The organism is Pseudoramibacter faecis, assembly GCF_036289405.1.
GTDB classification, from domain to species: Bacteria; Bacillota; Clostridia; order Eubacteriales; family Eubacteriaceae; genus Pseudoramibacter; species Pseudoramibacter faecis.
The window spans coordinates 41,902-61,674 of record NZ_JAYFFI010000010.1; the positions used below are offsets into that span (position 1 = coordinate 41,902).

General features: G+C 61.5%; 18 protein-coding genes. 17 read left to right on the forward strand and 1 reads right to left on the reverse strand.

All coding sequences use genetic code 11. The features are described 5' to 3' along the window. Positions 1 to 136 precede the first annotated feature (136 nt). The 10 genes from V3C63_RS07810 to V3C63_RS07855 all read left to right on the forward strand — a co-directional run bounded on the left by V3C63_RS07810 (position 137) and on the right by V3C63_RS07855 (position 10,532). On the forward strand, positions 137 to 2,488 hold the full coding sequence (locus V3C63_RS07810) for an HAD-IC family P-type ATPase (RefSeq protein ID WP_329887235.1): 2,352 nt from the start codon (positions 137 to 139) through the stop codon (positions 2,486 to 2,488). Between the two features lie 25 nt (positions 2,489 to 2,513). Next, positions 2,514 to 3,038, forward strand: coding sequence for a cysteine hydrolase family protein (locus V3C63_RS07815; protein ID WP_329887236.1), 525 nt, complete (start codon positions 2,514 to 2,516; stop codon positions 3,036 to 3,038). 56 nt (positions 3,039 to 3,094) lie between these two features. Further along, entirely contained in the window at positions 3,095 to 3,577 is a 483-nt protein-coding gene (locus tag V3C63_RS07820; RefSeq protein WP_329887237.1) for a hypothetical protein, read from the forward strand. 469 nt (positions 3,578 to 4,046) lie between these two features. Further along, entirely contained in the window at positions 4,047 to 5,063 is a 1,017-nt protein-coding gene (gene trpD, locus V3C63_RS07825; protein WP_329887261.1) for an anthranilate phosphoribosyltransferase, read from the forward strand. A 1-nt stretch (position 5,064) separates the two neighbouring features. Beyond that, a complete protein-coding gene (gene trpC / locus V3C63_RS07830) occupies positions 5,065 to 5,865 on the forward strand; it encodes an indole-3-glycerol phosphate synthase TrpC (protein ID WP_329887238.1) in 801 nt (266 codons plus the stop codon). Next, positions 5,852 to 6,484, forward strand: a complete 633-nt coding sequence (locus V3C63_RS07835) for a phosphoribosylanthranilate isomerase (protein WP_329887239.1) — start codon at positions 5,852 to 5,854, stop codon at positions 6,482 to 6,484. Before trpC ends, V3C63_RS07835 begins: the two co-directional genes overlap by 14 nt. After that, positions 6,481 to 7,719, forward strand: coding sequence for a tryptophan synthase subunit beta (gene trpB / locus V3C63_RS07840; protein WP_329887240.1), 1,239 nt, complete (start codon positions 6,481 to 6,483; stop codon positions 7,717 to 7,719). The genes V3C63_RS07835 and trpB overlap by 4 nt, the downstream gene beginning before the upstream one ends. Beyond that, positions 7,712 to 8,509, forward strand: coding sequence for a tryptophan synthase subunit alpha (trpA, locus tag V3C63_RS07845; protein ID WP_329887241.1), 798 nt, complete (start codon positions 7,712 to 7,714; stop codon positions 8,507 to 8,509). Before trpB ends, trpA begins: the two co-directional genes overlap by 8 nt. Before the next feature lie 69 nt (positions 8,510 to 8,578). Continuing rightward, positions 8,579 to 9,253, forward strand: coding sequence for a TIGR00266 family protein (locus V3C63_RS07850; protein WP_329887242.1), 675 nt, complete (start codon positions 8,579 to 8,581; stop codon positions 9,251 to 9,253). Positions 9,254 to 9,389: 136 nt separating this feature from the next. Beyond that, complete coding sequence (locus tag V3C63_RS07855) at positions 9,390 to 10,532, forward strand: aldo/keto reductase (protein WP_329887243.1); 1,143 nt, start codon at positions 9,390 to 9,392, stop codon at positions 10,530 to 10,532. 214 nt (positions 10,533 to 10,746) lie between these two features. Here the strand turns inward: V3C63_RS07855 and V3C63_RS07860 are convergent, their stop codons facing one another. Further along, complete coding sequence (locus V3C63_RS07860) at positions 10,747 to 11,460, reverse strand: TVP38/TMEM64 family protein (protein WP_329887244.1); 714 nt, start codon at positions 11,458 to 11,460, stop codon at positions 10,747 to 10,749. A 492-nt stretch (positions 11,461 to 11,952) separates the two neighbouring features. On the opposite strand from V3C63_RS07860, the gene V3C63_RS07865 reads away from it, so the two are divergent. The 7 genes from V3C63_RS07865 to hypE are packed head-to-tail and all read left to right on the forward strand — an operon-like array spanning position 11,953 to position 19,725. Then, complete coding sequence (locus V3C63_RS07865) at positions 11,953 to 12,723, forward strand: nitrogenase iron protein NifH (protein WP_329887245.1); 771 nt, start codon at positions 11,953 to 11,955, stop codon at positions 12,721 to 12,723. After that, a complete protein-coding gene (locus V3C63_RS07870; RefSeq protein WP_329887246.1) occupies positions 12,704 to 14,035 on the forward strand; it encodes a nitrogenase component 1 in 1,332 nt (443 codons plus the stop codon). Before V3C63_RS07865 ends, V3C63_RS07870 begins: the two co-directional genes overlap by 20 nt. Next, a complete protein-coding gene (locus V3C63_RS07875; protein WP_329887247.1) occupies positions 14,032 to 15,069 on the forward strand; it encodes a nitrogenase component 1 in 1,038 nt (345 codons plus the stop codon). Before V3C63_RS07870 ends, V3C63_RS07875 begins: the two co-directional genes overlap by 4 nt. Beyond that, positions 15,066 to 17,390, forward strand: a complete 2,325-nt coding sequence (gene hypF / locus V3C63_RS07880) for a carbamoyltransferase HypF (RefSeq protein ID WP_329887248.1) — start codon at positions 15,066 to 15,068, stop codon at positions 17,388 to 17,390. Before V3C63_RS07875 ends, hypF begins: the two co-directional genes overlap by 4 nt. 48 nt (positions 17,391 to 17,438) lie before the next feature. Then, positions 17,439 to 17,651: a HypC/HybG/HupF family hydrogenase formation chaperone gene (locus V3C63_RS07885; protein WP_329887249.1), complete on the forward strand. Its 213-nt coding sequence runs from the start codon at positions 17,439 to 17,441 to the stop codon at positions 17,649 to 17,651. Beyond that, positions 17,648 to 18,697: a hydrogenase formation protein HypD gene (hypD, locus tag V3C63_RS07890; RefSeq protein ID WP_329887250.1), complete on the forward strand. Its 1,050-nt coding sequence runs from the start codon at positions 17,648 to 17,650 to the stop codon at positions 18,695 to 18,697. Before V3C63_RS07885 ends, hypD begins: the two co-directional genes overlap by 4 nt. An 11-nt stretch (positions 18,698 to 18,708) precedes the next feature. Next, positions 18,709 to 19,725 carry a hydrogenase expression/formation protein HypE gene (hypE, locus tag V3C63_RS07895; protein ID WP_329887251.1) on the forward strand — a complete coding sequence of 339 codons (1,017 nt, stop codon included), beginning with the start codon at positions 18,709 to 18,711 and terminating at the stop codon, positions 19,723 to 19,725. Positions 19,726 to 19,773: the final 48 nt, after the last annotated feature.

A 19,773-nucleotide genomic window follows, 5' to 3' on the forward strand; every position in this document is an offset into this window, starting at 1 on the left:
GGCCCAGACCTCCGCACAAACGCGGAGGTTTTTTCGTGCCAAAACCCGGGAGAAGGGGATGCGTTTGGGCCCAGCTGTGTTATAATAAAGGCCAATCAAACCGCCGTGAATTTTTAAGAATGGAAGACCGATCAACATGAATCAAGCCAATCAACAAATAACCGGACTGACGAGCCGGGAGGCCGAGAGCCGGCGCCGCCGGGGCCAGGGCAACGCCCAGGTGGACAGCTCGGCCAAAACGGTGAAGGACATCATCCGGGAAAATACCCTGACCTATTTCAACCTGATTTTTTTGGTGATGGCGCTGCTGCTCGTCATCGCCGGCGCCTTTAACAGCCTGACCTTCCTGCCGGTGATCGTGGCCAACACCCTCATCGGGATTTTTCAGGAGGTTCACGCAAAAAAAGTTCTCGATAACCTGTCGATTATGAACGCGCCGACGGCCACGGCTCTGCGGGACGGCCGTCCGGTGACGCTGCCCACGGACGACCTCGTGCTCGGAGATGTGGTGGTGCTGTCCGCCGGCGTCCAGATTCCAGCGGACGCCCGGGTACTGGCCGGGGAAGTGGCGGTCAACGAGGCCCTGCTCACTGGAGAGAGCGATGAAATCACGAAGACGGCGGGGGATGCCCTGATGTCCGGCTCCTTCGTGGTCAGCGGCGAGTGCCGGGCGGAATTGACCGCCGTGGGCGCCGACGCCTATATTGCCAAGCTCACCCTGCAGGCCAAGAGCTTAGGCGATGGCGAACAGTCCGAAATGGTGCGCACCATCGACGGGTTTGTCAAAGTGGCCGGCATCCTCATCATCCCCATCGGCACCATCCTGCTGGTGCAGAGCATCGGCATCCAGGGGACAGGCTTCGCGCCGGCGGTCAAATCCGCGGTGGCGGCGCTGATCGGCATGATTCCCGAGGGGCTTTACCTGCTCGTCTCGGTCACCCTCGCGGTTTCCGCCGTGCGGCTGGCCCGCCGGCAGGTGATGCTCCACGACATGAAGAGCATCGAGGCCCTGGCCCGGGTGGACGTGCTTTGTGTGGACAAGACCGGCACCATCACCGACAACGATATGCTCGTCGCCGAGGCGGTGGCCGCCCGCCCGATGACGGCCCGCGCCATCGAGGATTATGGGGCCGAGGTCGGCCGCTATCTGGGGGCGCTGCCCGACGACAACGCCACCAACCGCGCCCTTTGCGATTATTTCGGAAAGGTTGAGATCGAGGCTGTCAGCGCGCTACCCTTTTCGTCGCGCTATAAATATTCCGCCGTGCAGCTTGATGACGCGACCTATGTGCTCGGCGCGCCGGAAATCGTGCTCGCGGGGGACTACTCCCGCTACCGCAGAAGCGTCGACGCCTACGCCAGCCGGGGCCTGCGGGTGGTGGTCTTCGGGGAATACGGCGCGGGTTCGGTGCCGGTGCCGGAAGACGGCCTGGCCGCAACCGTCACGCCGATTTTCTTTATCATGCTGCAAAACCCGATCCGGGAAACGGCGCCGGCCACCTTCGCCTATTTTGCATCCCAGGGGGTGGCGGTGAAAGTGATCTCCGGCGACAACCCGGTGACGGTATCCGAGGTGGCCCGCCGGGCGGGCATCGCCGGGGCGGAGCGCTATGTAAACGCGCAAATCCTCACCGATGCGGACAAAATCGCAGACGCGGTAAAAAAGACGACGGTGTTCGGCCGGGTCACGCCGGAACAAAAGCGCCAGATCGTTGGCGCATTAAAGAGCCAGGGGCATACCGTGGCCATGACCGGCGACGGGGTGAACGACATTCTCGCGATGAAGGACGCGGACTGCTCCATCGCCATGGCGGCCGGCTCCGAGGCAGCGGTGCAGGCGGCCCAGGTGGCCCTGCTCGACTCGGAATTTTCCCACATGACCCAGATCGTGGCCGAGGGGCGTCAGGTCATCAACAACATCGAGCGCTCGGCGACGCTGTTTTTAGTGAAAAATATCTTTTCGTTGCTGCTGTCGATCTTCACCATTATTTCGGTGGTGACCTATCCGCTGACGCCGTCGCAGATCTCGTTGATTTCGGGCTTTAACATCGGCATCCCGGCGTTTTTCCTTGCGATGGAAGCCAACAGCCGGCGCATCCGCGGCGATTTTGCCAAGACGGTGCTGCTGCGGGCCATGCCGGCGGCCCTCACCGATTTTCTGGCCATCGCGGCGCTGGTGGTTTTCGGGCAGACCTTCGGGGTCGCGGCGAAGGATATCTCCGTGGCGGCCACGCTGCTGCTCGCCATCGTCGGTTTTATGATTCTGCACAACATTTCCATGCCCATGAACAAATTCCGTATCGGGGTGATCGTGGGCTGCGCCGTCGGGCTTGTGGCGGCAATCGTCGCCCTGCGCGGTCTGTTTGATATCCATGCCGTTTCCCCGCAGTGCTTCATGCTCTTCGTGGTTTTTGCCATCGCGGTGATCCCCTGCATGCGGCTGTTGACCCGCTTCTTCGCCTTTATCGGCAGCAAAATCAACCCGTAGATTTCATATTCACAAGGAGAAAGCCATGCGCAAAATTCTAATCGTGGTGGACATGCAAAAAGATTTTATCGACGGGAGTCTGGGCACCCCGGAGGCCGAGGCCATCGTCGAAAAGGTGGTCGCCAAAATCAAGGCTTATCCGCCGGAAGACGTTTATGCCACCCGGGACACCCACCCGGAAAATTACCTCGAGACCCGGGAAGGCCGTCACCTGCCGGTGGCCCACTGCATCGCCGGCACTCCGGGCTGGCAGCTGTATCCGGATATTGGAGCCCTGATCCCGGCGGATCATGTGATCGACAAGCCGACCTTCGGCTCGCTGAATCTGATGAACGTTATGGTGGTCGCCCGGACTCAGGGCGAGATCGAAATCGAGCTCGTCGGCTTATGCACGGATATTTGCGTGGTGTCCAATGCGCTGCTCATCAAAGCGGCGCTGCCGGAGACGCCCATCACCGTGGACGCGGCCTGCTGCGCCGGGGTCACGCCGGCAAAACACGCGGCGGCCCTCGAAACCATGGCCAGCTGCCAGATTGATATTCGCCGATAAGGCGGGAACCACGAGGACAAGGCATCGAAATAGCATGGAGATAGAAAGGAAGCAATATGATCCTCACGACAGAAGACGAACGGATTTTTGAAATGCGGCTTTTGCCCCGGGACGGCCAGCAGGCCGCGATCTCGGCGGGGGACCTTTCGCCGGAGGAGGCGGCGGCCCACGGACTCGACGCAGGCCGGGTGCAAAATCGCTACGAAGTGGTTGCCGGGGCGTCTGCGGCGCTGGCGTATGAGCTCGAGGGCATCATGGATACCCTGGAGGACATCGGCGATGCGGAAGGCGCGATCACGCTGGACTGGGAAGATGCTCAGACCTTTCTCATCACGGTGATCCGCAAGATTTCCGATCAGGCCATGGCAGACTTTGCCGGCGGCGATTCGGCGAAGCTCTTGACCACCGATCCGAAGGTGCTCTCCGACGGGCTTGCGGATAATCCTTTGGTCTGGGCGCTGCGCACTTTTTATGCGGCGGCCTTTGGCGACGGCGGCGAAGCTTTTGGCGAGAACACCTTTGCGGTCGCCCTGCGCTGAGCTTGTTTCGCAAAAAATACACCGCGGCGCTTGACAGCAGAAAAAGCGGCGCCTATAATAAAGCCAATCTTTTATGAAAACCGTCGATGCGGAGATCAAACGAAAGGGGCACTTTCAGAGAGCTCGGGATGCTGGGATCCGGGCGGAACGCCGATTCGCAAATGGACCGCAGAGGGCGCGGGCAAAGGCTGACAGCCGAGTACGCCGCGACGCGAGGGCATGCGTTAGTTGCCGGGGATATGTTGGTATCCTGCTAAGCGTGTGGGAACACAAAATAAGGTGGCACCGCGGGACTTTTTCGTATTATTAAAAATGACAGGCCTCGCCCTTGATGAATTGATTTTCATCGAGGGCGTTTTTTAATGGCTTAAAGCGGCACAGGCTGTTAAGAAGCATCGCCCCGTTCCCAGCCGGTTCACCAGGACACCAGAAGGATCAGATGGATTTTACGAAAAATCAGGAGGATCAGATGATTAACGAAGCCATTGTCAAGTTGGCAGACGGCGAGGATTTAAGCGGAGCGGTCGCAGAAGCGGCCATGGACGAGATCATGGGCGGGGACTGCACCCAAAATCAGATTTCGGCTTTTTTGACGGCGCTGGCCATCAAAGAGGCTACCATCACGGAGATCACCGCCTGCGCCAAGGGGATGCGCAGTCATGCGGTGAAGCTGCTCAACGACCGGCCGGTGCTGGAAATCGTCGGGACCGGCGGAGACCGGGCCAATTCCTTTAATATCTCGACGGTGGCCGCCGTCGTCGTCTCGGCCGGCGGGGTGCCGGTAGCCAAGCACGGCAACCGCGCGGCGACCAGCCGCTGCGGCACGGCCGACTGCCTCGAAGCTCTGGGCGCGGCCATCGATCTGCCGCCGGAAAAAAGTAAGCAGGTGCTCGACGCGCTGGGCTTCTGCTTTATGTTCGCCCAGAACTATCATCTGTCGATGAAATACGTGGCGCCGGTGCGAAAAGAACTGCCGATCCCCACGGTGTTTAACATCCTCGGCCCGCTGACCAATCCGGCGGGGGCCACGATGCAACTCATGGGGGTTTACGACGAATCCCTGGTGGAACCGCTGGCCCGGGTGCTGAGCAACCTGGGGGTGACCCGGGCGATGGTGGTCTACGGCCAGGACGGACTGGACGAAATCTCCGCATCCGCGCCGACGACGGTCTGCGAGGTGACGGACGGCCGCTTCACGAATTATACCCTTTATCCGGAGGATTACGGTATGGCTTTGTGCCGCAAGCAGGAGCTGACGGGGGGCACCCCGGCGGAAAACGCGGCCATCGTCCGCTCGGTGCTCGCCGGGGAACCGGGCGCCCGGCGCAACGCCGTGCTCCTCAACGCCGGTGCGGGCATCCACATTGCCACGGGCGCCCCTTTGGCCGATACGATTGAAAAGGCAGCGACGCTGATCGACAGCGGGGCGGCAGCCAAACAGCTGGACGATTTTGTCGCGCTGACCACCAAGCTCAAGGAGGCTTGAAATGGCGGATATCTTGGAGACCCTCGCGGCGGGAGCGGCGCGGCGGGTGGCGGCTGCGAAAGAGCGCGTGCCGCTTCGCGAGATGATCGTCCGGGTTGAGGCCCTGTCGGCGGACACGGGTTTTCCCTTCGAGGCGGCCCTGGCCGGGCCGGAGCTGGCCTTCATCTGCGAGGTGAAGAAAGCGTCGCCCTCCAAAGGGCTGATCGCGTCGGATTTTCCCTATCTCGAAATCGCCCGGGACTACGCGGCGGCGGGGGCGGCGGCCGTCTCCTGCCTGACCGAACCGGATTATTTTCTCGGCTGCGATGATTATCTCGAGCAGATCGCGAACGCCGTGGCCGTGCCGGTGCTGCGCAAGGATTTTACCGTCGACGTGTATCAGATTTATGAAGCCAAGTGCTTGGGCGCTTCGGCGGTGCTGCTCATTGCGGCGCTTCTCGACGAGAAAAAACTTTCCCGCGGGATCGAAATTGCCGATGGCCTCGGCCTGTCCGCGTTGGTGGAGGCTCACGACGCGGCCCAGATCGAGACGGCGCTGGCCGCCGGGGCGCGGGTCATCGGGGTGAACAACCGCAACCTCAGAACCTTCGAGGTGGATTTTGACAATGCCCTGCGCCTGCGGGAAAAAATCCCGAGGGATAAGCTTTATGTTTCGGAAAGCGGCGTGAAGCGTGCGGCGGATGTGGCAATGCTTAACGCCATCGGTGTGGACGCGGCGCTGGTTGGGGAGACATTGATGCGGGCCGACGACCGGCAGGCGGCCCTGCGCGCGCTGAAAGCAGGCAGTCATGGCGAGCATTAAAATCTGCGGGATGATGCGCCCGGTCGATATCGCGGCGGTCAACGCCAGCCGGCCGGATCAAATCGGGTTTGTCTTTGCGCCGGGGCGGCGCCGCTGTGTAAGCCACCGGGAGGCGGCGGCGATGCGCGCGATGCTGGATCCAGCCATCACCGCGGTCGGCGTTTTTGCGGACAATCCCCTTGAAGAGATCGCGGCGCTGCTGCGCCGAGGCGTGATCGATGCGGTGCAGTTTCACGGCCACGAGACCGAGGCGACCATTGCGGCCCTGCGCGCGCGCGTCCATTGCCCCATCGTGCAGGCCTTCGCCATGGCCTCGGCGAAGGATTTGTGGCGGGCGGAGGCTTCGACGGCCGATATCATCATCCTCGACAACGGCCGGGGCGGCACCGGCGAGCGCTTCGACTGGCGGCAGATTGATGATTTGGGCCGGCCCTTTATTTTATCCGGCGGGCTCAACGCCGAAAATCTCGCCGAGGCGCTCAGGCTTCATCCGGCGGGGGTGGATCTGAGCAGCGGCGTCGAGACCGACGGAGCCAAGGATCCGGCGAAGATCGCGGCCTGCGTGGCGCGCTTTCGGGCTCTGACAAACGATTTGAACGATGATTGGAGGAAAAAATGATCAATCCTAAAAGCTATCAACCCATGGAAAAGGTGCCGAACGCCCGGGGGCGCTACGGGCATTTCGGTGGGCAGTACGTGCCTGAAACCCTCATGAATGAGCTCATTCATCTCGAAACGAGCTACCGCAAAAGTCAGCAGGATCCGGCCTTTCAGAAAGAACTGACGGATCTTTTGGTCAATTATGCCGGCAGACCCTCGCTGTTGTATCGCGCTGACAACATGACGAAGGACCTCGGCGGGGCGAAGGTGTATCTTAAGCGGGAAGACCTGAATCACACCGGCGCGCACAAAATCAACAACGTGCTGGGGCAGTGCCTGCTCGCCAAGAAGATGGGAAAGACCCGCATCATCGCCGAAACCGGCGCGGGGCAGCATGGGGTGGCTGCGGCCACGGCGGCGGCGCTGATCGGCCTATCCTGCGAGGTGTTCATGGGCAAGCTTGACACCGAGCGCCAAGCGCTTAATGTGTACCGGATGGAGCTGCTCGGCGCCAGGGTGCACGCGGTGACCACCGGCACGATGACGCTTAAGGACGCGGTGAACGCGGCCATGCGCGAATGGGCCTCTCGGGTGGCCGACACCCACTACGTGCTCGGCTCGGTGATGGGGCCTCACCCCTTTCCGGAAATCGTCAGAGACTATCAATCGGTGATCGGGGTAGAAGCCCGAAGACAGATTCTCGAAGCCGAAGGGAAGCTTCCCCGCGCGGTGCTGGCCTGTGTCGGCGGCGGCAGCAACGCCATCGGCCTGTTTCACGCCTTCGAGCCGGACGACGGCGTCGCCCTCATCGGCTGCGAGGCGGCGGGCAGGGGCATTGCCACCGGCAAACACGCGGCCACGATGGCCGCGGGCACCCTGGGCATCTTCCACGGGATGAAATCCTATTTCTGCCAGAATGACGACGGCCAGATCGGCGAGGTCTATTCCATATCGGCGGGTCTCGACTATCCGGGCATCGGGCCGGAGCACGCCTATCTGCGGGATATTGGCCGGGCGCGTTATGTGCCCGTCACCGATGACGAGGCCGTGGCCGCCTTTGAATACCTGGCGCGCACCGAGGGCATCATCTGCGCCATCGAAAGCGCCCACGCCGTGGCCCAGGCCATGAAGCTTGCGCCGATCCTCTCGCCGGACGACAGCATTGTCGTTTGCCTGTCGGGGCGGGGCGACAAGGACGTGGCGGCCATCGCGCGCTACCGCGGCATCAACCTGAAGGAGGACATCGATGCGTAAGATTGCAGACGCCTTTAAAGATCGCAAAGCGTTTATTCCCTTTATCACTGCCGGCGATCCGGATTTGGCCACCACCGAAAAGCTCATTGCCGTCATGGCGGATGCCGGGGCATCGCTGATCGAAATCGGCATTCCTTTTTCCGATCCCATCGCCGAAGGACCGGTGATCCAAGAAGCGGATATCCGCGCGTTGGCTGCGGGCACCACGGTGGACGGCATCTTCGCCATGGTGGGCCGCCTACGGGAGACCATCGATATCCCGATGGTGCTGATGGGCTATGCCAATCCTTTTTTCCATTACGGCTACGACGCGTTTTTCAGGCGCTGCGCCGAGGCGGGCATCGACGGGGCCATCATTCCCGATATTCCCTTTGAAGAGAAGCACGAAGCCGCCGATGTGGCCGAGCGCTACGGGGTGGCGGTCCTCTCGATGATCGCGCCGACCTCCGAAGCGCGCATCCAGAAAATCGCCGCCGAGGCCAAAGGCTTTATCTATCTCGTCTCCTCCATGGGGGTCACCGGGATGCGCTCGGCGATCACGACGGACCTCGACGCGATGGTGTTGGCGATCCGCGAAGTAAGCGATGTGCCCATCGGCATCGGCTTTGGCATTCACACGCCAGAGCAGGCGGTCGAAATGGCGGCCATTGCCGACGGGGCGATTGTGGGCTCGGCCGTCGTGAACCTCGTGGCCGAACACGGCCGGGACGCCGGGTCCTATGTCGAGGCCTATGTGCGGGAGATGGTGACGGCGGTGAACCGCGTGCCCCTCGGCGAAGCCGAAAAATAATAGCGCTTGACAAAAAAGCCTCCGCTTGATATGCTAAAAAAACAAAACCATTACAAAGGAGGCGAAAGCATGCAATACAAAATTTCAGGAGGTAATTTACCAGTTGCGATTTGTAAATTGGCCGCGGGGGAGAGCATCAAGTGTGAATCCGGCGGCATGTCATGGATGGATAACACCATCGAGATGCAGACCAAAGGCGGCGGCTTCGGAAAGATGATGGGTCGCATGGTCAGCGGAGAATCGATGTTTTTTAATCATTACATTGCGAGAGGTGAGGGGGAAATTGCCTTTGCTTCGAGTTTCCCCGGTGAGATCAAGGCGATTCATATCTCGCCGGGCAACAGTCTGATCGCGCAGAAGGGCGCGTTCTTGGCCTGTCAGGAAAGCGTGGACATGAAGGTCTTTTTCCAGAAAAAACTGGGTGCCGGCTTCTTTGGCGGCGAGGGCTTCATCATGCAGCGCTACATCGGCGAAGGGCTGGTGTTTATTGAAATTGACGGTTCGGCCATCACCTACGACCTGGCGGCCGGAGAAACGAAGGTGGTCGACACCGGTTATTTGGTGGCGATGGAAGAAAGCGTCAGGATGGACATTGTGCGGGTTAAGGGCGTGAAGAACGTGCTCCTCGGCGGTGAAGGGCTGTTCAACACCACCCTCACCGGGCCGGGCAAGATCGTCCTGCAAACCATGCCGATCAACAAGGCGGCCGCCGTGATTCACCGCTACGCCCCCACCAGTAAATAAAATATGATGATAAACACCGGAACGTTTCAGTCGTTTCGGTGTTTTTTTGTGTCTGTGAATTAAATTTAAAAATTGCAAAAGAAGTCCAAATTTTGTATTATAATAAACAAAAAACACAAGAGCTGGGAGAAAAAGGATGATTAATCAAGACAAACAACATTTTCAGGAAATCGGGCATCTCGGCTTCGGCCTGATGCGCCTGCCTAAGGTTGCCGGCAGCGATGCCGAGATCGATTTGGAGCAGACCAAGGCCATGGTCGACCATTTTATGGCCGCCGGCCTCAATTATTTTGACACGGCTTATGTTTACGGCGACGGCCGATCGGAGGATGCGGCCCGCAAGGCTCTGGTAGAGCGTTACCCCCGGGAATCCTTTAAACTGGCGACCAAGCTTTGCGCCTGGATGGGCTGTGAGGACGAAGCCTCGGCCAAGCAGGAGTTCTATACCAGTCTGGAACGCACCGGTGCCGGCTATTTCGATTTTTATCTGCTGCACTCGATCAAAGAAGACAACCTCGACAAATACGACGACTATGGCATCTGGGACTTTGTGAAGGAGCAGAAGGCAAAAGGGCTGATCAAGCACTGGGGCTTTTCGTTTCACGACAAGCCGGGCCTGCTGGATAAGCTTCTGACCGACCACCCGGACGTGGATTTTGTGCAGTTGCAGCTCAATTATGCCGATTGGGACGATCTGAAGATTTTATCCCGGGCGAATTACGAAGTGGCCCGCGCCCACAACGTGTCCATCGTCGTGATGGAGCCGGTCAAGGGCGGACTTCTGGCCGATCCGCCGGCGCCGGTGGCTCAAATTTTAAAGGAAGCCAATCCGGCCGCATCGCCGGCCTCCTGGGCAGTGCGCTTTGCCGCCTCGCTGGATGGGGTGATCACCGTGCTTTCCGGGATGTCCACCCTCGAACAGATGGACGACAACCTGAGCTATATGCGGGCTTTCAAACCCCTGTCCACCGAGGAGCAGCGGGTGATTGCCCAGGCACAGCAGGCCATCGCGGATATTGACTCGATTCCCTGCACCGCCTGCCATTACTGCATGCCGGGCTGCCCGATTGGCATGCCGATCCCCGATATTTTCACGGCGATGAATAAGGAAATTCTCTACCATAAAACGGAAGATGCCAAGGCGGCCTATGCCTTTGCGACAGATAAGGTCGGCACCAGGGCCTCGGATTGCATTGCCTGCGGCCAGTGCGAAGATGCCTGCCCCCAGAATATCCATGTGATCTCTCGCTTGGAGGACAGCGCCGCTGCACTGGAGTAAATCAGGAGGGTATCCCCATAATCGATTTGCTGAAGAATGTGCTGCTGCTGAGAATCGCCGCCGGGATTGTGGCGATTTTCGCGATTGTCGGTCCGGTATTTCTTTTGCGTTGATCTCAGGTGATTTGCGTCGTTCGCAAAAAAGCAAAATAAAAAGGATGTGTCCAGGATTTTGGGTACATATCAATGGGCACATCCTTTTTTGATGACGATTTTTAAAACTTGCTCAGAAACCAGTCGCGTTTTAAGAACATCACGACGATAAGCAGGACCTGTGCGGCGAAAGAGAGTACCACGAAGAGGTACTGCCCCCGCATCAGGAAGGCGCCGGCTAGGCAGTTGAGCAGAATCTGCAGCCAGCTCGAGGCGGCGACGGCTATGCCAAAGCCGACGGACCTGATTTTGGACGTGGCGGCGATGTAGGGGATGATCCCGTTGGGGATCCCCGGAATCAGGCAGGCCATGCCGAAGACAAATTCCGGCTTGCTGGAGTTGATCTTACTCATGATCCAGCTGTCCTTGTTGCGCGAGGTAAAGTGATGGGTCAGGCGGTCGCCGACCTGCCTGGCAAAAATAAAAACCAGACAATTGCCGGCCACAAAACCGAAATAACACATGAAAAACGCCTTCCACCAGCCGTAAATCAGGCCGGCGGCGATCTGGATAGCCATTCCCGGGATCACGATGCTGATCACCTGAATGATCGAAAACAAAACGATCACGAGAATGCCGTGCCACTGGCCCTGACGCTCGAGATAGGCGGCGATTTGATGCTCGTCGCCTTTTTGCAGCAGGCGGAAGAGCGGCGGAAAGGTTTTGACCGCGTTGCCGAAGGCGAGCCAGGTCAATAAAATCAGAAGGACCAGGCAGGCAAAGGTAAAGAGATGTCGCCAATTTTTTTTGATGTAATTTTTTATAGAAGCCCCCATAAATGATCCTTCCAGTAGTCTGGCGGGTTGCCGTGCTGAACGTAAATAATAATTTATATTATATTATTGAATCGTCAGATGTCAAGCGCGGCGGATAGTTCCCGGCTGAAAAAGCGCCCGGATTTTCAGAAAAGCCGTTGCCGTTTGACGGCAGCGGTCTCATCCTTTATAATGAAGACAATCATCAAAATGCCATTTTGGCAGGCCGTCACCAAGCACAAGGTGACGCGCCCAAAAATCGCCGAGACAAAACGCGGACGCCCATCAGGAGCGTTGCGCCTTTCAATCGAGCGTTATTAAACCATCAAAGCGTACTACTGACCGCGAGGCCGCACCCCGAGCAGGAAGTTGGTTATGCACCGAGCACCGTTTGTTTCGAGGGTCCCTCGATTCGGCGGGCCATGCACACTTTCGTCTGCCGGCGGAAGTTTTTTTATTGCGCGGCGGCGCGGCCGAAACCGCCGGGCAGCGAACCGGCATCAGGAGAAAGTTATGATTAAAATCGCCGTTTACGGCAAGGGCGGCATCGGCAAATCCACGGTCACCAGCAATCTGGCGGCAGCCTTTGCCCGATTCGGGAAAAAAGTGATTCAAATCGGCTGCGATCCCAAGGCCGATTCCACCATCAATTTATTGGGCGGCGAGCCGCTGACCCCGGTGATGAACCTGCTGCGGGAGGATGCGGCGCCGGAAACCCTCGAAGCCATCTCGGCCCGGGGCTTCGGCGGGGTGCTCTGCATCGAGACCGGCGGCCCGACCCCGGGGCTCGGCTGTGCCGGGCGGGGCATTATTGCCACCTTCAATATTCTGGAAGAGTTGGATCTGATCGCCCGGGAAGCGCCGGACGTGATTCTCTTTGACGTGCTGGGGGATGTGGTTTGCGGCGGGTTTGCCGCGCCGATCCGCGAGGGCTATGCCGACCGCGTGCTCATCGTGACCTCCGGCGAGAAGATGGCCCTTTACGCGGCGGACAATATCTGCACGGCGGTGCGCAATTTTGAAGACCGGGATTACGCGCAGATGGGCGGCATTGTGCTCAACCGGCGCAATGTGCCGGACGAGGAAGCCAAGGTGCGCGCCTTTGCCGACCAGCGGGGGCTCGCGGTTATTGCCGACATTCCGCGAAGCGATGCCATCAACACCTGCGAGGATCGGGGAATGACGGTTATCGAAGGGGCGCCGGAGGCGCCGATCAGCGGGATTTTCACCGGCCTGGCCCAAAGATTATGGAACGAGGAGCGCCATGACGACAGCCGTCAATAGCCAACCAGAAGCGATTTATTTCACCGCGGCGCAGCTCTCCGCCCGGGGAAAGGCGGATATTCCCGGTGCGCTCATCAGTCATACCCGGCTGATTTACAGCTCGCCGGCAACTTTGGCTTATAATTCTCCCGGGGCCGAGGGCTTTGGTGTCAAGCGAGCGGGCCTCGCCGTGCCGGAGTCGGTGATGCTCATCGTTTCGCCTGGGTGCTGCGGGCGCAATACCTCGGCGCTCTCGGAGCTGCCGGCCTATCGCCATCGTTTTTTTTACCTGACGATGGACGAAACCGATCTGGTTACCGGGCGGCATCTGACCAAGATTCCCCAGGCGGTGTGCGAGGTGGTGGAAAGCCTTTCCCAAAAGCCCGCCGTGGTGATGATCTGCATCACCTGCGTGGATGCGCTCCTTGGCACCGATATGGAGCGGGTGTGCCGCAAGGCGGAAGCCGCCGCCGGCGTGCGGGTGCGGCCGTGCTATATGTACGCGCTGACCCGGGAAGGGCAGCGGCCTCCGATGGTGCACGTGCGCCAGTCGCTGTATTCGCTGCTCGAGCCGGTGGGGCGCCGGGGCACCAGCGTGAATCTGCTGGGCTATTTCACGCCGCTGACGGATGACTGCGAACTTTACGGTTTGCTGCGGCAGGCCGGGGTCAGGCGGATCCGGGAGATCAGCCGGATGGCGGATTTCGCAGCTTTTGAGCGCATGGCGGAGGCCAATTTCAACCTGGTGTTAAACGCTGAGGCGCTGCCCGCCGCCGCCGACCTTGAGAAGCGGCTGGGCATGCCCTTTATCGCCCTGATGCGGCTTTATCAGATCGACAAAATCGAAAGCCAATATACGGCGCTGGGGCGGGCCCTGGAGGTGAACTTTGATTTCGCGGCGGAGCGGGACCGGGCGATGGCTGCGCAGACGGTGCTTAAGAAGGCCCATCCCGGCTTGACCTTTGCCGTCGGCGAGGTACAAAATGCCAATCCCTTCGAGCTCGCCCTGGCGCTGCTGCAGGCGGGCTTTGCGGTGTCGGAGATTTTCGGCACGGTGATGCCGGAGGTGTATCCCTGGATCGAGGGCATTGCCGAGCGCAGCCCGGGCACGCGCATTTATTCCAATCTGGAACCGTCGATGCTGTATTACGCGACGCCGGTGCGCCCGGACATCACCATCGGCGCCGACGCGACCTATTATCACCCCGATGTGCCGAATCTGCGCTGGAACGACGAAGCCCAGCCCTTCGGCTTTGCCGGGCTGCGCCGGTTTTACGAAGGGGTGACGGCCGCGCTCGCAAAGGCGAAAACGAAGGAAAGGAGCCCGCGATGAAAGGCTTGCGAAAAGTGCTCACCCCCTTCGCGCCGGACCAGTCCGGGGCGGTGTCGGTGCTTTACGAACTGGGGGGCATCATCGTCGTCGTCGACGCCGGCGGCTGCACCGGCAATATCTGCGGCTTTGACGAGCCTCGCTGGCTGTCTCAGAGAAGCGCGGTGTTTTCCGCCGGGCTTCGGGACATGGATGCCATCATGGGGCGCGACGACCGCCTGATCGACAAGCTGGCCCTGGCCTGTGACCGGATCGAGGTGCATTTTGTGGCGCTGGTCGGCACGCCGGTGCCTGCGGTGATCGGCACGGATTTTCGCGCGTTAAAACGCATGGCCGAAAAACGCACGGGCCTGCCGGTGATCAGCCTGCCGACGGACGGTATGGCGCTTTATGATCGCGGGGCGTCCGCCGCCTTCGCGGCGCTGTTCGAGACCTTTGCCGAGCCCGGAGAGGCGGTAGCCGGACACGTCGGAGTGCTCGGGGCCACGCCGTTAGACATGGACGCCAAAACCCTTGAAGGCTTGTCGCAGGCGCTTAAGGCCGAAGGCTTTCGGGAGATCGTGACCTACGGCATGGGGGCAAATCTTCCCGATGTGTGTCGGGCGGCTTGTGCGGAGAAGAATCTCGTCGTCGCGCCGTCAGGGCTTGAGGCGGCACGCCGGCTTGAAGCGCGTTTTGGGACGCCCTATGAAGTGGCTTATCCGGCCGCTGTCAAGCTTGCAGGCGGGTCGGAAGCCCGCGGCCGGCGGGTGCTCGTCGTGCATCAGCAGGTGGCGGCGAATACCCTGCGCGAGCAGCTTTTGGCGGCGGGCGCGGCCTCGGTGACCGTCGGGTGCTGGTTCATGATGGATCCGGCGCTGACCCAAGCGGGGGATGTGGCTTTGGCGGAGGAGGACGATTTCACCGAGCTTGCGGCGGGCGGCGGCTTCGATATGATTGCGGCCGATCCGACGCTCGAGCCGCTGGCGCCGGATTTTAACGGCGAATGGCTGCCCTTTCCGCATTTTGCCCTTTCCGGAAAGCTGGGACAGGGATGAGCGGCGTGGTTACCTGGCGGCTGCGGGTGTACGGCATCGTGCAGGGGGTGGGCTTTCGCCCCGCGGTGAGCCGGCACGCGGCGCGCTTCGGCATCACCGGCAGCGTCTGCAACAAGGGCCCCTACGTGGAGATTCTGGCCCAGGGCCGGATTGAGGCGGTTTCGGCCTTTGCCGCGGCGGTTGAAAACGAGCCGCCCCGGCGGGCGGCCATCCTCAAGCTGGACCATCAAAAGGTGAGTGATGCGCCAACCTATCCCACGTTTGACATCGTCGAGAGCGAAAAGACAGCCGGGGAGATTTATATCTCGCCGGACATCGCCATCTGCGACGACTGCGCGGCAGAACTTGCCGATTCGGCCAACCGCCGCTATCAGCATCCCTTTATCAATTGCACCTGCTGCGGCCCGAGGCTGACGATTCTCGACGCGCTGCCCTACGACCGGGAGCGCACCAGCATGGCGGCCTTCCCGATGTGCGACACCTGTGCGGCGGAATATCACGATCCCGAAAGCCGGCGCTACGATGCGCAGCCGGTGTGCTGCAACGACTGCGGCCCCGAGGTTTATGTCATCGGGCAGAATCTCAAAGGCGGTGCGGCAATCACAGCCGCCCGCCGGGTGATCGCCGGCGGCGGGGTGGTCGCGGTCAAGGGGATCGGCGGCTTTCATCTGTGCTGTGACGCGACGGATCAGGCGGCGGTGATGCGCCTGCGGCAGCGCAAGCACCGGCCGGCCAAACCCTTCGCGGTGATGGCGCGGGATGTGGCGGCGGCCGAGCGGGAGTGCGCGATCGGAAAGACCCAGCGCATCGTGCTCACCGGACACCAAAAGCCCATCGCGCTGTTGCCGAAAAAGGCCTCTGGCCGCGCGGCGGCTGCGGTGGCCCCCGGGATGCCGACGCTGGGGCTCATGCTGCCCTACGCGCCGATTCAGCTGCTGCTCTTTAATTATGACGATTGCGGCGACGCGGTGGCAGTGCCCGATCTTCTGGTGATGACCAGCGGCAACGTGTCCGGAGCGCCGATTTGCCGAGACGATGCCGAGGCGGCGCAGGAGCTGGGGGATCTGTGTGATTTGATCCTGTCGAATGACCGGCCGATTCGCACCCGGGCGGACGACAGCGTTATGGATTTTCTGGACGGCGCTCCCTACATGGTGCGCCGCTCCCGAGGCTACGCGCCGCTCCCGGTGATGTGCTCCCAGCCGCTGACCCATCAGGTGCTGGCGGTCGGCGGGGAACTCAAAAATACCTTTTGCATCGGTAAGGGGCCGCTGTTTTATCCCTCGGCCTACGTCGGGGATCTGGCCGATGTGCGCACGGTGGCCGCCCTCAAGGAAAGCATCGCCCGGATGACCGCCCTGCTCGAAGCGGCACCGGAGGCGGTGGCCTGCGATCTGCACCCGCGCTACGAATCGAGCCGGGTCGCGATCGGGCTGGGGCTGCCGGTGGCGGCGGTGCAGCATCATCATGCGCATATCGCGGCCTGCCTGGCGGAAAACGACGCGGCCGGTCCGGTGATTGGTCTCGCCTTCGACGGCACGGGCTACGGTCCGGATCACACGATTTGGGGCGGGGAAATCCTCATTGCCGACTGTCGGGGTTATGAACGGGTCGGCCATGTCGTTCCCTTTAACCAGGTCGGCGGTGACGCGTCGGCCCGGGAAGGCTGGCGCATTGCGGTCGCCCTGCTCTACGACCTCACGAAGGACGCCGGGGCGGCGGCTGCCTGTGCCGCCGATCTCGGCCTGTGCGAAGCCGCCGCGGCAAAAGCCCAATGCGCGATGATCGACCGCCGGATGAACACGGTGACCTCGACCAGCGCCGGGCGCCTGTTTGACGGCGTTTCGGCGATGCTGAGCCTGTGCCGCCAGTCGACCTTTGAAGGCGAGGCGGCGATCGCGCTGGAATTTTGCGCCGAGGGCTGGCGGGGTGACGCTCCGGGTCTGGACGACAGCCCACTCATTTTGCAGGGGTCGGGTGGCCTGCTGCTCAACACGCCGGCACTGGTGCGCCGGGTCCGCGACGGGATCGCGGCCGGCCGGCCGGCGGCCGAGCTGGCCTATGGCTTTCACGCGGGGCTGGCGGCGCAAGCCGCGGCGGCCTGCGGAAAACTGCGCGAGTCGCGGGGGCTTGCCACCGTGGCGCTGTCCGGCGGGGTGTTTCAAAACAAGTTACTGACGCGACTCACCCGGGATGCCCTTGAGGCGCGGGGCTTCACGGTGCTGGTGCATCATCTGGTGCCACCCAACGACGGCGGCCTTGCGCTGGGCCAGGCGGTGATCGCGGCGAGCCGGCTTGAAGCCGGGGCGCTGTCAAAATAAAAATCAGCAACAAAAATCGATCAATAAAGAAAAAAGAAGGAGACAAAGATGTGTGTAGGATTGCCGGCTCGTGTGGTCAGGCTCAAGGATAAAGACACGGCGGTGGTGGACGCGTCGGGAGCGAAGCGGGAAGTTTCCGCGGCGCTGCTCGAGACGTTAGCCCCCGGGGATTACGTGATGGTGCACGCTGGGGCGGCCATCGCCAAAATCACCGGCGACGACGAGGATGAAGCGGCGGATCTGCTGGAGAATCTGCTGTGACAGCGGCAGAACGGGCCATCGCGCGGCTTAAAGCTTATGACGGACCGCCCTTGTCCATCATGGAGGTATGCGGCACCCATACGCACGAGATCTTTCGTCAGGGCATCCGGAGTTTGCTGCCGCCCCAGGTGCGACTGATTTCCGGACCGGGCTGTCCGGTTTGCGTGACGCCGGTGGATTATATCGATGAGGCGGTGATGCTCGCGCTGGATCTCGGCGCGACGATTTGCACCTTCGGCGACTTGGTGCGGGTGCCGGGATCAACGATGAGCCTGGCCGATGCCCGGAGGCGGGGCGCACGCATCCAGGTGGTTTATGCCCCCCAGGACGCGGCGGCCTACGCGACGGCCCATCCCGATGAAGCCGTGGTGTTTCTCGCGGTGGGTTTTGAGACGACGACGCCGGCGGCCTGTCTGGCGGTGCGGGAGGCGGCGGCTTTGGGGCTTACAAACTTTTCCCTGCTGACGGCCAACAAAACGATGCCCGGCGCCTACGAGGCGATGAAGGACAGCACCGATCTCTTTTTGTACCCGGGGCATGTGCACGCGATCACCGGCACCGGTATCTGCGAGGCGTTGGCTCGCCGGGGCGTCAGCGGGGTGGTGGCCGGCTTCACCCCGGCGGAGCTCGTGACGGCGCTGGCCGTGGCGCTGAGCCGGGGCGCCCAAGGAGAAGCGTTTTTTGTGAACTGCTATCCCCGGGTGGTGCGCCCGGAGGGCAGTCCGGCGGCGCAAAAGCTCGTGGCTGCCATGATGGCGCCCTGCGACGCAAGATGGCGGGGCATCGGCGTGATCCCGAATTCGGGACTGCGCCTGAAAGACGCTTTTGCGGATTTTGACGCGCGGAAAAAATTCGCCTTGCCGGAGATCACCGGCCGGGAAAATCCCGCCTGTCGCTGCGGCGAGGTGCTTCAAGGGAAATGCCTGCCGGGGGACTGCCCGGTGTTTGGCAAAGGCTGCACGCCGGAGCATCCCGTCGGCGCGTGCATGGTGTCGAGCGAAGGGGCCTGCTCGGCCTATTATCTTTACGGCAGGGATGCGCGATGAGGAGGCAATCCATGACAACCATCAACAGTGAAACGGTGACCCTGGCCCACGGGGCCGGCGGCAGGCAGACCGCGGCTTTGATCGAGCGGGTCTTTGCCAAGCATTTTGCCAATGCGGATTTTACGGCGGACGACGCGGCGGTGCTGGCGGCGCCCCGGGGCAAAATCGCCATGTCCACCGACGGTTTCGTGGTTTCGCCGGCGTTTTTTCCCGGCGGGAACATCGGCAAACTTGCGATCTGCGGCACGGTCAACGATTTGGCCTGCATGGGGGCCCGCCCGCGGTATCTCACCTGTTCGTTTATCATCGAGGAGGGCTATCCCCTGGCAGAGCTCGAGCGCGTTGCGGCGGCCATGGCCGAAACGGCGGAAGAAGCCCGGGTGCACATTGTCGCCGGGGATACCAAGGTAGCCGGAAAGGGCCAGGCCGACGGGGTCTTTATCACGACGGCGGGGGTTGGCGAAATGCTGCCCGGCGCCCATCCGGCGGGGCATCGCGCGGCACCCGGCGACGCGATCGTGGTCACCGGGGATGTGGGGCGCCACGGGACGGCCATTCTGCTCGCCCGGGAGGACTTCGGCATCGAGGCGGATATCACTTCGGACTGCGCCCTCCTTTGGGCGGCGGTGGAAGCGGGGCTTGCGCGGGTGCCGGATATCCATGTGATTCGCGACGCGACCCGGGGCGGCGTGGGCACCGTGCTTTACGAAATCACCAGGCAAAGCGGCGTCGGCATCCGGCTTTCGGCCGAGGCGGTGCCGGTGGATCCGGCGGTGCGCGGCGTCTGCGGCATGCTCGGCCTCGAGCCGCTCTATCTCGCCTGCGAGGGCACGATGGTGATGATCTGCCCGAGGGCGGATGCGCCGGCGCTGCTCGATGCCTTGCATCGTGCGCCCCATGCGGCCGGCGCAGCGATGATCGGCGAGGTGACGGCGGAGAATGCGGGTCGGGTCGTGATGACGACGGACATCGGCACCCAGACCATTCTGCCCGAGCCGGGTACAGAGCTTTTGCCCCGGATCTGCTAATCAAGAAGCGAAGCGCCACGGCTTGCAGATGCATCGGCGGCGCGCCGG